13 protein-coding genes are annotated in these 12986 nt (G+C 72.0%); 6 read left to right on the forward strand and 7 right to left on the reverse strand.

Going from position 1 to position 12986, the window contains the following annotated elements; all coding sequences use genetic code 11:
- The first annotated feature begins 40 nt into the window (after positions 1-40).
- Entirely contained in the window at positions 41-208 is a 168-nt protein-coding gene (locus MTS1_RS16610) for a hypothetical protein (protein WP_158497462.1), read from the forward strand.
- Between the two features lie 68 nt (positions 209-276).
- Here MTS1_RS16610 and MTS1_RS08055 read toward each other — a convergent pair whose 3' ends face one another.
- The 5 genes from MTS1_RS08055 to MTS1_RS08075 form a co-directional block, all read right to left on the reverse strand.
- On the reverse strand, positions 277-1398 hold the full coding sequence (locus tag MTS1_RS08055; RefSeq protein ID WP_023952958.1) for an adenosine deaminase: 1122 nt from the start codon (positions 1396-1398) through the stop codon (positions 277-279).
- Between the two features lie 98 nt (positions 1399-1496).
- Entirely contained in the window at positions 1497-2579 is a 1083-nt protein-coding gene (locus MTS1_RS08060) for an extracellular solute-binding protein (RefSeq protein WP_023952960.1), read from the reverse strand.
- Positions 2580-2679: 100 nt separating this feature from the next.
- On the reverse strand, positions 2680-3672 hold the full coding sequence (locus tag MTS1_RS08065; protein WP_023952962.1) for an ABC transporter ATP-binding protein: 993 nt from the start codon (positions 3670-3672) through the stop codon (positions 2680-2682).
- Positions 3669-4466 (reverse strand): ABC transporter permease, encoded by a 798-nt coding sequence (locus tag MTS1_RS08070; protein ID WP_023952964.1) that lies wholly within the window; start codon positions 4464-4466, stop codon positions 3669-3671. Before MTS1_RS08070 ends, MTS1_RS08065 begins: the two co-directional genes overlap by 4 nt.
- Entirely contained in the window at positions 4463-5284 is an 822-nt protein-coding gene (locus tag MTS1_RS08075) for an ABC transporter permease (protein ID WP_036304705.1), read from the reverse strand. Before MTS1_RS08075 ends, MTS1_RS08070 begins: the two co-directional genes overlap by 4 nt.
- A 205-nt stretch (positions 5285-5489) precedes the next feature.
- Here MTS1_RS08075 and MTS1_RS08080 point away from each other — a divergent pair, with 205 nt between their 5' ends.
- Complete coding sequence (locus tag MTS1_RS08080; RefSeq protein ID WP_023952967.1) at positions 5490-6476, forward strand: LacI family DNA-binding transcriptional regulator; 987 nt, start codon at positions 5490-5492, stop codon at positions 6474-6476.
- A 70-nt stretch (positions 6477-6546) separates the two neighbouring features.
- On the opposite strand, the gene pip is transcribed toward MTS1_RS08080, so the two are convergent.
- Both pip and MTS1_RS08090 read right to left on the reverse strand, forming a co-directional pair.
- On the reverse strand, positions 6547-7524 hold the full coding sequence (gene pip, locus MTS1_RS08085; protein WP_052007632.1) for a prolyl aminopeptidase: 978 nt from the start codon (positions 7522-7524) through the stop codon (positions 6547-6549).
- Positions 7525-7564: 40 nt separating this feature from the next.
- The gene (locus MTS1_RS08090) at positions 7565-8917 is read right to left on the reverse strand and encodes an MFS transporter (RefSeq protein WP_023952969.1); all 1353 of its coding nucleotides are present in this window, start codon (positions 8915-8917) and stop codon (positions 7565-7567) included.
- A gap of 63 nt (positions 8918-8980) precedes the next feature.
- Here MTS1_RS08090 and MTS1_RS08095 point away from each other — a divergent pair, with 63 nt between their 5' ends.
- The 4 genes from MTS1_RS08095 to MTS1_RS08110 all read left to right on the forward strand — a co-directional run bounded on the left by MTS1_RS08095 (position 8981) and on the right by MTS1_RS08110 (position 12983).
- Positions 8981-9571 carry a CGNR zinc finger domain-containing protein gene (locus tag MTS1_RS08095; RefSeq protein ID WP_023952970.1) on the forward strand — a complete coding sequence of 197 codons (591 nt, stop codon included), beginning with the start codon at positions 8981-8983 and terminating at the stop codon, positions 9569-9571.
- A 188-nt stretch (positions 9572-9759) separates the two neighbouring features.
- Positions 9760-10764: a malate dehydrogenase gene (locus MTS1_RS08100; protein ID WP_023952971.1), complete on the forward strand. Its 1005-nt coding sequence runs from the start codon at positions 9760-9762 to the stop codon at positions 10762-10764.
- 15 nt (positions 10765-10779) lie between these two features.
- Positions 10780-12480, forward strand: a complete 1701-nt coding sequence (locus MTS1_RS08105) for a sodium:proton antiporter (protein WP_023952972.1) — start codon at positions 10780-10782, stop codon at positions 12478-12480.
- Between the two features lie 47 nt (positions 12481-12527).
- Positions 12528-12983, forward strand: coding sequence for a recombinase family protein (locus MTS1_RS08110; RefSeq protein WP_023952973.1), 456 nt, complete (start codon positions 12528-12530; stop codon positions 12981-12983).
- The last annotated feature ends 3 nt before the right edge of the window (positions 12984-12986 follow it).

Here is a 12986-nt window from a genome sequence, read left to right on the forward strand (position 1 = left end):
CCGGCCGCCGAGAACGCACGCTCGCCGCGAGAACGCACCCTTGACCATGCTTTCTCGCGGCGACGGTGCGTTCTCGGCGGGCACAGAGCCCGAACTCAGCGTCGTGCGCGTCGATCTCGGCGGTGACCTCGGCGACGCGACGGTGCACACCGCCCGGCGCGGGCCACCCCGCCGAGAGCGCACGCTCGCCGCGAGAACGCACCCTTGACCATGCTTTCTCGCGGCGACGGTGCGTTCTCGGCGGGCTCGGCGGGCGCCGCGGCGCCGCGCGCGGGCTCAGACCGAGAGCGCGAACTCGGCGTCGAGGGCGTCGATCTCGCGGGTGATCTCGGCGACGCGACGGGCGCGCTGCTCGGCGGGGAGCCAGGATGCCTCGAACGACGAGATCGCCATGCGGCGGACCTGCTCGTGGGTGGCGCCGATCTGGTCCGCGACGATCCCGTACTCGGCGGCGAGAGTCGTGGGGAACATGCCCGGGTCGTCGGAGCACGGGATGACGTTGAGTCCGGCCTCCAGCATCGCGGCGATCGACGCGCGACGCCAGGGCCGCCACGAGCGACGCGACGTGGTCGAGGCCACGGTGAACGCGACCTGGTCCTCGCGCATCCGCTCGACGACGGCGTCGTCTTCGAGCACGTAGTAGCCGTGGTCGATACGGTCGCAGCCGAGCAGGTCGAGGCACGTGATCGTGTTGACGGCGGTCGGGGCGTGCTCCGACGAGTGCGCGGTACGGCCGAGCCCGGCCTCGCCGGCGAGGCGATAGGCGTCGACGAAACGCTCGGGCGGACCGGCGGTCTCGAGGTTGTCGAGGCCGATGCCCGCGACGTACGGATGCGGGTTGTCGACGACGCGCCGGACGACCGCGAGCGCCTCCTCGCCGCTGCGGCTGCGGTCGATGCCCTGGATCATCAGCCCGGTCATGCCGAAGTCGCGCTCGGCCATCCGGATGCCCTCGGCGTACGCCTCGACGGCCCCGAGATATCCGAGCGACTCGAGGTGCGGCGGCAGCGCGTCGAAGAAGAGCTCGAGGTGACGGGTGCCGCTGCGACGGTGGGCGTCCTCGAAGGCCTCGTACACGATGCGGGTCAGGTCGCCGGCATCCCGAAGCACCTCGACCACCCAGTTCGACACCTGGAAGAGCGAGTACGACACCTCGGGCTCGTCGGCGGCGCGCTGCTGCGGAACCGGGATGCGCGTGTCGCGGTACAGCGCCGGGTCGGGCGGCAGCGAGTTGATGTCGGCGAAGATGCGCTCGGGGTCGGCGGGCAGCTCGAGCGACTCCCGGCGGGCGAGCTCCGCGAACGTCGACGCGCGCACGGTGCCGATGAGGTGGCAGTGCAGGTCGGCCTTCGGCAGGCGCTGAAGGTACTCGGCGGGGAGGGATGCTGCGGAGGTCATGGTGCCGTTCGTGCGTCGTGAAGCGATGCGGTCGGAGAACCGCGGGAAGAAGCCCGGCCGCCGAGGATGGGGGGTGCTCGACGGCCGGGCGGTCTGGATCAGCGCGAGGCGACCTCGCGCGCGAACCGCTCGACCCACTGCGCACGGTTCGGGACGATCTCGGCCGGGTCGAGCGTGGCGTAGCCCGCCGCGATCGGGTCGGCGGCGATGTCGCCGACGACGGCGGTGATCTCGGCGGGGATCGTCGCGTCGAGGGCGACGGGCAGGTCGCCGACGATCTCGGCCGATGCCGTCTGCGCCTCGACCGAGAGCAGGTAGTCGATGAAGGCGTACGCGCCCTCGAGGTTCTTCGCGCCGCTGGGGATCATGGCGCGGTTGGTCGCCATGTAACGGCCCTCGGCGGGCGCGGTCCACGCGACGGGCTCGCCGGATGCGATGAGCGTCGTGGCGAAGCCGCTGAGGGCGTCGGCCGCGACGATCTCGCCCTGCGTGAGGAGGTTGGTGACCTCGGTCGACGACGAGTAGAACTGCAGGATGTTCGGAGCCCATCCGCCGATCGTCGTGTAGGCGCTGTCGATGTCGTAGGGGCCGTCGCCGAAGGTCGACGCGACGCCCGAGACCGCGAGCTGTCCGGCCGTCACCGCGATGTCGGGGAAGGCGAGGCGGCCGCTGTAGGCGGAGTCGGCGTAGAGCGACCAGTCCGCCGCCTGCGCGGCATCCAGTTCATCGGTGTTGTAGAGCGTGCCGTTGAGCTGGTAGCTGTAGGCCGGCCCGTCGTAGCCCTCCTCGACGGCGAAGTCGGCGATCTTCGCGAGGTTGGGGACGTCGGATTCGTCGAAGTCCTGGAACAGGTCCTGCTCCTGACCGGATGCCGCGAACGTGTCGGAGATCAGCATGACGTCGATACCGGCGTCACCACCGGCGAGCTGCAGCTGCGACAGGCGGTCGGCGTTCGAGCCGGTCTCGATCTCGACCGTGATGCCCGTCTTCTCGGTGAAGGGGTCGACGATCGCCTCCTGGAACTGCTCGACCCCGAACGGGAACGCGCTGACGACGATCGAGTCGCTCGAGGCGTCGTCACCGGAGTCTCCCGAGCCGCCGGAGCAGCCGGTGACGACGAGGGCCGTGGCGGCGACGGCGGCGGATGCCGCGAGGACGCGGCTGGTGCGGGTGCGGATCATGCGGGTTCCTCTCGGAGCTCTGCGGGCGGGCCGCAGGGGCGCGGGTGCTGGTGCTGGTGCGGGTGCGGGTGGAACGTGTGGAGCGGGATGTCTGCGGAGGTCAGGCCGCGAGACGGATGAGACGGGCGGTGGGAGCGGTGACGGTGACCCGGTCGCCCGGGCGGGCGGCAACGGCCTCGTCGCGAACGTCGGCGATGAGACGCACGGCCGCGCCGGTGGCGTCGGCGGTCTCGACCGTGACGAGACGGTCGACCCCGCGGTAGGCGACGTCGAGCACGACTCCGTCGAGCGCGAGCCCGGTGCCGTCGGCGGGGAGTCCGAGAGCGAGATGCTCGGGGCGCACGGTCGTGAGCGTCCCGTCCGCCGCGGCGAGGAAGTTCTCGTAGCCGAGGAACTCCGCGACGAAACGGTTCGCGGGGGCGGTGAACACCTCCGACGGTGCGCCCTCCTGCATGATGCGGCCGTCGCGCATGAGGACCATGCGGTCCGACATCTCCAGAGCCTCGTCCTGGTCGTGCGTGACGAGCACGACGGTCAGGCCGGTCTCGGACTGGATGCGGCGGATCTCGGCGCGCATCTGCACGCGCAGGCGCGCGTCGAGGTTCGACAGCGGCTCGTCGAGCAGCAGCAGGGTCGGGCGGATGGCGATGGCGCGGGCGAGAGCCACGCGCTGCTGCTGCCCGCCCGAGAGCTTCTTGGGCCGGCTGGCCGCGAGGTGGCCGAGGCCGACGAGGTCGAGCGACTCCTCGACCCGGCGGCGGCGCTCCGCTGCCGGGACCTTGCGCAGCTTCAGACCGTATCCGACGTTCTCGGCCACGCTCATGTGCGGGAACAGGGCGTACGACTGGAACACCATGCCGAGCCCGCGCCGCTCGGGCGGGGTGCGGGTCGCATCGGCGCCCGCGATCATGATGCGGCCCGAGGTGGGCTGCGTGTAGCCCGCGAGCATCCGCAACGAGGTGGTCTTGCCGCATCCGCTCGGCCCGAGCAGCGTCGTGAGCTGCCCCGAGGGGATGGCGAGGTCGATGTCGTCGACGGCGGTGAAGTCGCCGAAGCGCTGGGTCACCCCGACGAACTCTGCTGCGGTGGTCATCGGTTGATCCCTCCGAAGATGCGGGCGAAGCCGACAGTGCGCTCGGCGATGACGGCGATGACGACGGTGCCCGCGAGGATGATGGTGCTCGTGGCCGCGACCATCGGGTCGTAGCTCTGCTGGACGTAGTCGAGCATGGTGACGGGGAGCGTGCGGAAGTCACGGCTCTGCAGCAGCAGCGACAGCGGCACGTTGTTGAACGAGGTGACGAAGCTCAGCAGCCCCGCCGAGAAGATGCCGGGTCGCAGCAGCGGCAGGGTCACGGAGAAGAAGGCGCGAAGCGGCGAGGCGCCGAGGCCGCGGGCAGCCTCCTCGATGCCCGGGTCGGCGAGCGCGAGCGACGCCCCGGTGACGCGCACCGCATAGGGCAGCATCAGCACGGTGTGGCCGATGAGCAGCACCGGGAAGTTGTCGAGCCGCAGGCCGATCATCAGCTGCTGGTAGAGGGCGAGTCCGACGACGAGCTCGGGGACGATGAGCGGCGAGAGGAACAGGCCCTCGACGAGTCCCTTGCCGGGCAGCCGGCCGCGGTGGATCGCCAGCGTCACCGGAACGCCGATGAGCAGCGCGAGCACCGTCGCGATGAGGGCGAGCTGGAGGCTCGACAGCAGCGCGCTGATGAACGGGTCGTAGTTCAGCGCCGCCTCGAACCACTGCAGCGAGAAGCCCTCGGGCGGGAAGCGCAGGGTGCGTCCGCCCGTGAACGCCGTGGCGACCACGAACAGGATCGGCACGATCATGATGATGTAGCCGGCGACGGCGAGGGATGCCGCGACGGGACGACTCGTCTTCACGCGGTGGCCCCCCGTCGTCCGGCGACGGCCGACAAGCCCGACACGGCGAAGACGAGGACCGTCATGATGATGGCCGTCGCGCTGGCCGCCGCCCAGTCGATCGTCACGCTCGAGTACGAGTAGAGCTGGGTCGACAGCATCCGCTGGCTCGATCCGCCGAGCAGGTAGGGGGTCGTGTAGGCGGTGACGCTGCCCGCGAAGACGAGGGTCGACGCGACGACCATGCCCGGCGCCGAGAGCGGCACGACGATGCCCCAGAACGTGCGGGTGCGGCTCGCGCCGAGACCGCGCGCTGCGTCGTCGAGTCCGGGATCGACCTGCGCGACGGCGGAGTAGCAGGAGATGATGGCGAGCGGCAGGAAGAGCTGGGTGAGGCCCAGTACGATCGCGAGCTCGGTGTAGAGCAGCTGCGGCGCCCGGTCGACGAGCCCGAGTCCGGTGAGGAGCTGCCCGATCGCCCCGTTGGAGCCCAGCAGCACGAGCCAGCCGAAGGTGCGGACGACGTTGCTCAGCAGCAGCGGGAAGATCGCGAGGGCGAGCAGCACACCCGACCAGCGCGAGGTCGAGCGGGCGAGCAGATAGGCGATCGGGAACCCCAGCACGATGCAGATCACCGTGACGATGAGGCCGAGCCCGACGGTGCGCCCGATGATCGCGAGATCGAACGGGTCGGTCAGCATCCTGCCGAGACGCTCGAGGATGTCGACGGGGCTGACGCCGGGCGGGGCGAACAGCATCGCGATCGACGGGATGAGGAACCCCGCCAGCAGGAGCGCCAGCCCGGGGAGGGCCAGCAGTCCGGTGCGGCGTGAAACCACGAGCGAACTCCGTTCGTGCGAAGGGTGCGGGCGCAACCGGTTGCGCAACCGGTTGCTCCTACCGTAGAGCCCGAGCGGGGCGCGTCGCGACCATTCGTGTTAACACCGTGTAAAACCGCGGTTCGGCGGCGACGCAACCGGTTGCTTCCGCTCAGTAGGATGAGCGGACCGTCGCTCCCTGCGGCGGCGGGACGAAGGGGGCGCGGTGACGACACTCGCCGATGTCGCCGCGCATGCGGGTGTGTCGAAGTCGACGGCATCCCGGGCGCTCAGTCGCCCCGACCTCGTCGCGCCCGAGACGGTCGCGCGGGTGCGCGCCGCGGCCCAGACGCTCGGCTTCATCCCCAATCGAGCGGCGAGCCACCTCGCCCGAGGACGCAGCGGCATCGTCGCGCTCGTCGTCCCGACCCTCGACAACGCCTTCTTCACGCCGATCATCGCCGGGGCCCAGGAGCGCGCCCGCGAGTCGGACCTGCAGCTCACGGTCGCGGTGCACCGGCTCGACGACGTCGACGGGCTCGACGGATTCGAACGCCTCGCCCGGCAGGTCGACGGCTGCATCCTCGTCGCCCCGCGCGGTCCCGACGACATCGTCCGCGCCGCCGGCGCCTTCGGACCGACGGTCCTCGTCGACCGCGAGATCGAGGGCATGACCTCGATCGTGGCCGACACCGCGAGCGCCTTCGCCGAGCTCGCGACGCGCCTGGCCGGCGCCGGTCACCGCGGGATCGTGTACCTCGGCGGTCCGGACGGCTCGTGGCAGGACCGGCAGCGCTCGGCCGCGATCGAGGCGGCGGTCGGCGAGCGCGTCGAGCTGACTGCGCTCGGCCCCTTCCCGGCGACGTTCGCGGCGGGTGTCGCGACCGCCGACGCGGTCATCGACTCGGGCGCGACCGCTGTGGTGCCTTATGCGACATCCATCGGCCTCGGTCTCGTCTTCGCGCTTCGCGCCCGCGGCGTCGCCTCGCCCGGCGAGATCGTCGTCAGCGCGGAACGCCTGGTGGCCGAGGCGATCGGGGCCGACGACGTGCCCGCGATCGACGTCGACGGTGACGAGCTGGGCCGCGAGGCGATGGCCGCGCTCATCCCGATGCTCGCCGCGCCACCGACCGCCCCCGCCCGCCGACGCCTCGGCGTGTCGGTGCACTGGCCCCCGGCCCACCCCGCCGAGAACGCACTCTCGTCGCGATAACGCACCCTTCTCGGTACGTTCTCGCGGCGGCGGTGCGTTCTCGGCGCCGGCGCCGCCGGCGGGCGGCGCGTCAGCGGGCGAAGCGGTCGGTCGCGGCGACGAGGGCCGCGGCGATGCCGGGCTCGCCCGCCGAGTGGCCCGCGTCGTCGACCAGGACGAACTCGGCCTCGGGCCAGGCCCGGTGCAGGTCCCATGCGGTCATCGGGGGCGTGCACGCGTCGTAGCGACCCTGCACGATGACGCCCGGGATGCCGCGGAGGCGGCCCGACGCGGCATCCTCGATCAACTGCCCCTCGCGCAGCCATCCGCCGTGGAGGAAGTAGTGGTTCTCGATCCGCGCGAACGCGGTCGCCGACTCCGCCTCGGTCATCCCGGCCACCAGCTCCGGGTCGGGACGAAGGGTCACGGTCGAGGCCTCCCAGCGCGTCCAGGCCTGGGCGGCGGGAACGTGCACCGCCGGATCGGGGTCGGTCAGCAGCCGGTGGTACGCCTCGATCAGTCGGCTCCGCTCGATGACGGGCACCGGGGCGAGGTAGTCCTCCCACAGGTCGGGGAACAGCGCCGCCGCCCCGCCCTCGTAGAACCACTCGAGCTCGTGGCGCCGCAGCGTGAAGATCCCGCGCAGCACCAGCTCGGAGACGGCATCCGGGTGCGACTGCGCGTAGGCGAGCGCGAGCGTCGAGCCCCACGAGCCGCCGAAGACCTGCCACCGATCGATGCCGAGGTTGCGCCGCAGCAGCTCGATGTCGGCGACGAGGTGCCACGTGGTGTTGTAGCGCAGGTCGGCGGCCGGGTCGCTCGCGTGCGGCGTCGACTTCCCGCAGCCGCGCTGGTCGAACAGGATGATGCGGTAGGCCTCGGGGTCGAAGAAGCGGCGGTGCCACGGCGAGGTTCCGCCGCCGGGGCCGCCGTGCAGGAACACGACCGGCTTGCCCTCGGGATTGCCCGACTGCTCCCAATAGACGCGCTGGCCGTCGCCGGCGAGCAGGAAGCCCCTCTCGTAGGGCTCGATCTCGGGATACAGGATACCGGCCAGGGCGGCCGACACACTCACCGTGCGGCTCCGCGGTCGCGTTCGTTCATGCGCTTTACCGTACCTGCGGCGCGTCGCCCACCGCGTCGCCGCACGGAGACGAGCCGGGATGCGCCGCCTCAGGCCCTCCGCCCGAGACGCCGCTCGCGTCGACCAGCTCGCGGGGATCGCGGATCGACCGCAGCGGCGACAGCACGACCCAGACGACCGTGAGCATGACGCCCGCACCCGCGATGGCCATCCCGGCGCGGGTGCCCACCAGCTCGCCGAGCCCGCCGCCGAGCGCCGCGCCGATCGCGACCACCCCGTACGAGACCCAGCGCATCGTCGCGTTCACGCGCCCGAGGACCTCGTCCGGCGTCCGCAGCTGACGCAACGTCACGGCGACGACGCTCGACAGCGACGTGCCGGCTCCGTTCAGCGCGAACGCCGCGGCCAGCACCGCCACCAGCACCGCGGAGGACCACGATGCGGGCACGAGCGGCAGCATCGACAGCGCGATGCTCTCCGCGACTGCGCACGCGATCAAGACCACCCCCGCCCCGAAGCGGCGCACCGCCACCGGGGCACTCGCCGCGGCGGCCACGGCACCGACGGCACCGAGCCCGAAGATCAACCCGAGCTGCCCCGCATCCAGCCCGAGCTCGCGGACGGCGTGCACCGTGAACAGCACCGTGATCGCCTGGGCGAACAGGTTGTAGATGGCGGCGAACCCGACGAGGGCGACCAGGAAGCGATCTCGCCGCACGAAACGCAAGCCCTCGCGCAGCTCCGGCAGTGCACCGCGGCCGCTGGGGACGGGGCGGTGTTCCCGGGTGGAGATGCTCGTCAGGGCGAGTGCCGAGACAAGGTACGTGGCCGCGGGAGCGATGAGGGCCCAGGCGGCGGTCAGCGTCTGGACGAGCAGCCCCGCCATCCCGGGCCCGCCGATCTGAGCTACGGCGGCCGTCGCCTGCAGGCGGCCGTTCGCCCGCTCGAGGTGAGACCGGCCCGCGACGGTGGGCAGATAGGACTGGTAGCTCACGTCGAACGCCACGGTGAAGGCGCCCAAGAGCAGGACCAGCCCGACGAGGGCGGGCAACGTCAGCGCCCCGGCGACGGCGAGGCCGACGATCACGACCGTCAGGAGAGCTCGGGCGAGGTCCGCGACGATCAGGATGCGGCGGCGACGGGACCGATCGACGAGCACGCCGAGCGGCAGCGCGAGGAGCAGGAACGGCACCCATTTCGCCGCACCCAGCAGCCCCACCTCGCCGGCGCTCGCCCCGAGCACCACGACGGCGAGCAGCGGGAGAGCGAGGTCGCCGACCTGCGCCCCGACGGATGAGGCCCCCTGCGCGACCCAGAGACGACGGAAGTCCGCGCCGAGTCCACTCGAGGAGCGCCTAATGGGTGCACGCGCTTTCATGCGTTACACCCTGTCAGCCCCGAACTAATGGCACAAGCGGACGACGAGCGTTAGCATTCATTCGTGGCGCAGTCCGACGCAGTGGCGTTCCCCCGGGTCGCGGGGCACCCCGCTCTCGATCTGGTCGACACGGTGCACTGGCGGCTCGACCCGCAACGCGCGATCGACACCCTCCGCGACTTCGACGACGTCGTGTCGTGGTGCCACCAGATGGATGTCGGCGCCACACCCCCGTCGACGAGGGCTGCGCTCTCTGCCGCGGATGCGGTCACCGCAGCTCGGGAGCACCGCGCCGTCGTCGCACTGCGCGAGGCGGTCTACGAGGCGGTGTTCCAGCAATCCTCCGCAGCAGCCGATCTCATCGCCCGCGAGCACGTCGACGCCCTCGCCCGCTCGTCGCTGGGCTTCGACGAGACCGCCTCGGCGTGGGTGTGGGTGCCGCCTGCCGATCTCTCCGGACCGCGTGCGGCGATCGCCATGAGCGCCCACGACCTGCTGACATCCGATCTCACCACCGCGCGGCAGTGCGCCGACGACGCCTGCGGGTGGGTCTACCTCGACCGCTCGCCGCGACGCAATCGCATCTGGTGCACCGCCGCCGGGTGCGGCAACCGCAACCGCGTGGCGCGGCACCAGGCGAAGCGGAAGGCCTGACCAGGGCCGGACGCCCGCCCGGGTCACCACCCCGACCGGCACGCCGCCCGGCACGCCGCGATGCAAGGGATCGGACCCGACACCCCGGCCCTGCGGCATCCATCACGGGGTGTCGGCCCGAATCCCTTGCATCGGCGACCGCGCGCTCCACCACGCGCACCCCGCGACGGCAGGAATAGGCTCGGCACATGGACGCCACCACCGTCACCGTCACCGGCGCGGCCGGTCAGATCGGCTACGCCCTGCTGTTCCGCATCGCCGCCGGCGAGATGCTCGGCCCCGACCGGCCCGTGAACCTCCGCCTGCTCGAGATCCCCGACGGCGTCCGAGCCGCGGAAGGGACGGCGCTCGAGCTGCAGGACTGCGCCTTCCCGCTGCTGCGCTCGGTCGAGGTCACGGATGATGCGCGCACCGGATTCGCGGGCGCCAACATCGCGATGCTCGTGGGCGCCCGTCCCCGGACGGCCGGCATGGAGCGCGGCGACCTGCTCGCCGCCAACGCGGGCATCTTCGGTCCGCAGGGCGCGGCCATCGCCGCATCCGCGGCATCCGACGTCCGCGTGCTGGTGGTGGGCAATCCCGCCAACACGAACGCGCTGATCGCGGCATCGGCTGCCGAGGGCGTTCCGGCCGAGCGCTTCAGCGCCATGACCCGGCTCGACCACGAACGCGCCGTCGCTCAGCTCGCCGCGCGGCTCGAGGTGCCCGTCCACGACATCGAGGGCGTCGTGATCTGGGGCAACCACTCCGCCACGCAGTTCCCCGACATCGCCTCCGCGACCGTCGCCGGGCGCCCCGCGATCGACGCGCTCGCCGACCGGCTGGGCGGAACGGATGCCGCGCGGGCGTGGCTCGACGACGAGTTCGTGCCCCGCGTCGCGAAGCGCGGCGCCGAGATCATCTCGGTGCGCGGGGCGTCTTCGGCCGCATCGGCCGCCAACGCAGCGCTGCGCCACGTCCGCGACGACGTGCTCGGCACGGACGGCCGGCGCACCTCGGCCGCCGTCGTCTCGCGCGGCGAGTACGGCGTGCCCGAGGGCCTGGTGTGCTCCTTCCCCGTCACGAGCGACGGCTCGGGTTATCGCGTGGTCACCGGGCTCGAGCTCGACGAACGCGGCCGGACGCGGCTCGACGCCTCGGTCGCCGAACTCATCGACGAGCGCGACGCCGTCCGGGCTCTCGGCATCCTCTGACGGGCACCCGGACGCGTGGAACTGCTGCCCGGACTCATCCTCGGTGTCGTCGCGATCGCGCTCTCGACATCCCTGTCGAAGCGCCTCGGGGTCGCGGGTCCGCTCATCCTCGTCGCGGTCGGCCTCGCCGCGTCGTGGCTGCCGATCCTCGACGACTTCGAGGTCGACCCCGAGCTGATCCTGGTCGGCGTGCTGCCTCCCCTCCTCTACGCGGCGGCGGTGCGCCTGCCCGCCGTCGAGTTCCGGCGCGACCTGCCGTCGATCTCGGGCCTCGCCGTCGCGCTGGTCGTCATCAGCGCGCTCGCGATCGGCGGCTTCCTCACCCTCGTCCTGCCCCAGCTCGGGTTTCCGCTGGCCGTGGCGCTCGGAGCGGTGCTGAGCCCGAGCGACGCCGTCGCGACCTCGATCGTCAAGAGGCTCGGCATATCGCCGCGGGTCGTGACGATCCTCGAGGGCGAGAGCCTCATCAACGACGCCACCGCCCTCGTTCTGCTGCGCAGCGCGATCGCGGCGGTCGCGGGCGGGTTCGCCTTCGCCGACACGGTCGGAACCTTCGTCTGGGGAATCGTCGCCGCCGTGATCGTGGGGGTCGTCGTCGGCGGACTGAACCTGCGCGTCCGCGCGCGCATGAACACGGTCGCCGCGACCGCCCTCGGGTTCATCGTGCCCTTCGTGGCGTACCTGCCGACCGAGCACCTCGGCGGCTCGGGGCTCGTCGCCGCCGTCGCGGCGGGCATCACCACGGGTCAGGGTGCCGCACGGCGCTTCACCGCCGAGCAGCGGGTCTCGGACGAGATCAACTGGCGCACGGTCGAGCTCGTCCTCGAGGGCGGGGTGTTCCTCGTGATGGGGCTCGAGCTGCGCGGCATCCTCGACGACAACTTCCGGCAGCAGAGCGGTCCCGGAAAGGCGATCCTGCTCGCCCTCGGCTCGCTCGCGATCCTGCTCGCCATCCGCGCCGTCTACGTCGCGGGACTCATCTTCTTCCAGGGGCGTCGCGCGCGCCTGCGCCAGCGCGACCGCCTCGAGCAGATCTCGGAGCGCCTCGACAGCCTGCCGCCCGATTTCGCCGGGCGCGGCCGCAATCCCGGGGCCACGCGCCGGCGTCTGGAGAGCATGCGCAGCCGGGTGACCCGGGCGTTCAATGACCTCGACTACTACGAGGCGTCGCCGCTGGGCTGGAAGCACGGCACGATCATCGTGTGGGCCGGGATGCGCGGGGTCGTGACCCTCGCTGCGGCGCAGACCCTCCCCCGTGAGACGCCGGAACGCGAGCTGCTCATCCTCACGGCGTTCCTGGTCGCCGTCATCAGCCTGCTCCTCCAGGGCCTCACGCTGCCGGCACTGGTTCGGGCGCTGCGCATCCCGAGCACGGCCGCCGACACGTCACTGCTGCGCGAAGAGGAGGAAGCGCTCGACGCCGAACTGCGCACGGCGGCGATCGACCGCCTGGCCGACCCGACGCTCGCCGTCGAGGAGGGCGGCAGATGGGATGCCCGCACCCTGACGATCGCGCGTCGCCGACTCGAGCACGCCGCTGACGAGGATGCCGGTGCCCTCGCCCGCGAGCTGCAGCTGCTGCTCATCGGCGCGATGCGCTCGCGATTGCTCGAGCTGTCGCGAGAGGGTGCGTTCTCGTCCGAGGTGCTGCGCGAGTCGCAGCGGCGGCTCGACGCGCAGCAGGTGAGCCTCGAGATGCGTCAGAACGACGTCTGACGCGAACTCGTGGTGAAAACCGTTCTCGCGTCAGCGACAATGAGAGGGTGAGCACCCCGACCGACGACGACCGGACCACGCGCCCGGCGGCGGACTACGCCGAGACGCGTACGATCGCGCTGCCCGATTCCCCCGTCGACGAGCTGCCCGACAGCTTCGCGGCCCTGCAGCCGAGTCCGGAGTGGTGGGCCGCCCGCCCCGCGGGAGCTCGCCTCGTCGGCCTCGTCGTCTCGCGCGACGACATGCCGAGCATCGTGGCTCAGCGCGATGCGCTCGCCCAGTTCGGCGTCCCTATCGAGGGCTTCCGGCATCCGGCCCCCGAGACGGGCGAGAGCTGGCAGGAGCGCCTGTCGCGACTGTTCGGTCACCTGACGGCGGGTGACGTCGTCGTGGTCTCGGACGTGCACGCGCTCGGCCGCGACGCCGACGAGGAGACCCGGACGATCGCCGAGCTGCGCCGCCGCTCCGTCATCGTGAAGGTGCTCGGCTCGCGCCAGGCCTGAGGC

Source organism: Microbacterium sp. TS-1 (assembly GCF_000509385.1).
GTDB lineage: Bacteria > Actinomycetota > Actinomycetes > Actinomycetales > Microbacteriaceae > Microbacterium > Microbacterium arborescens.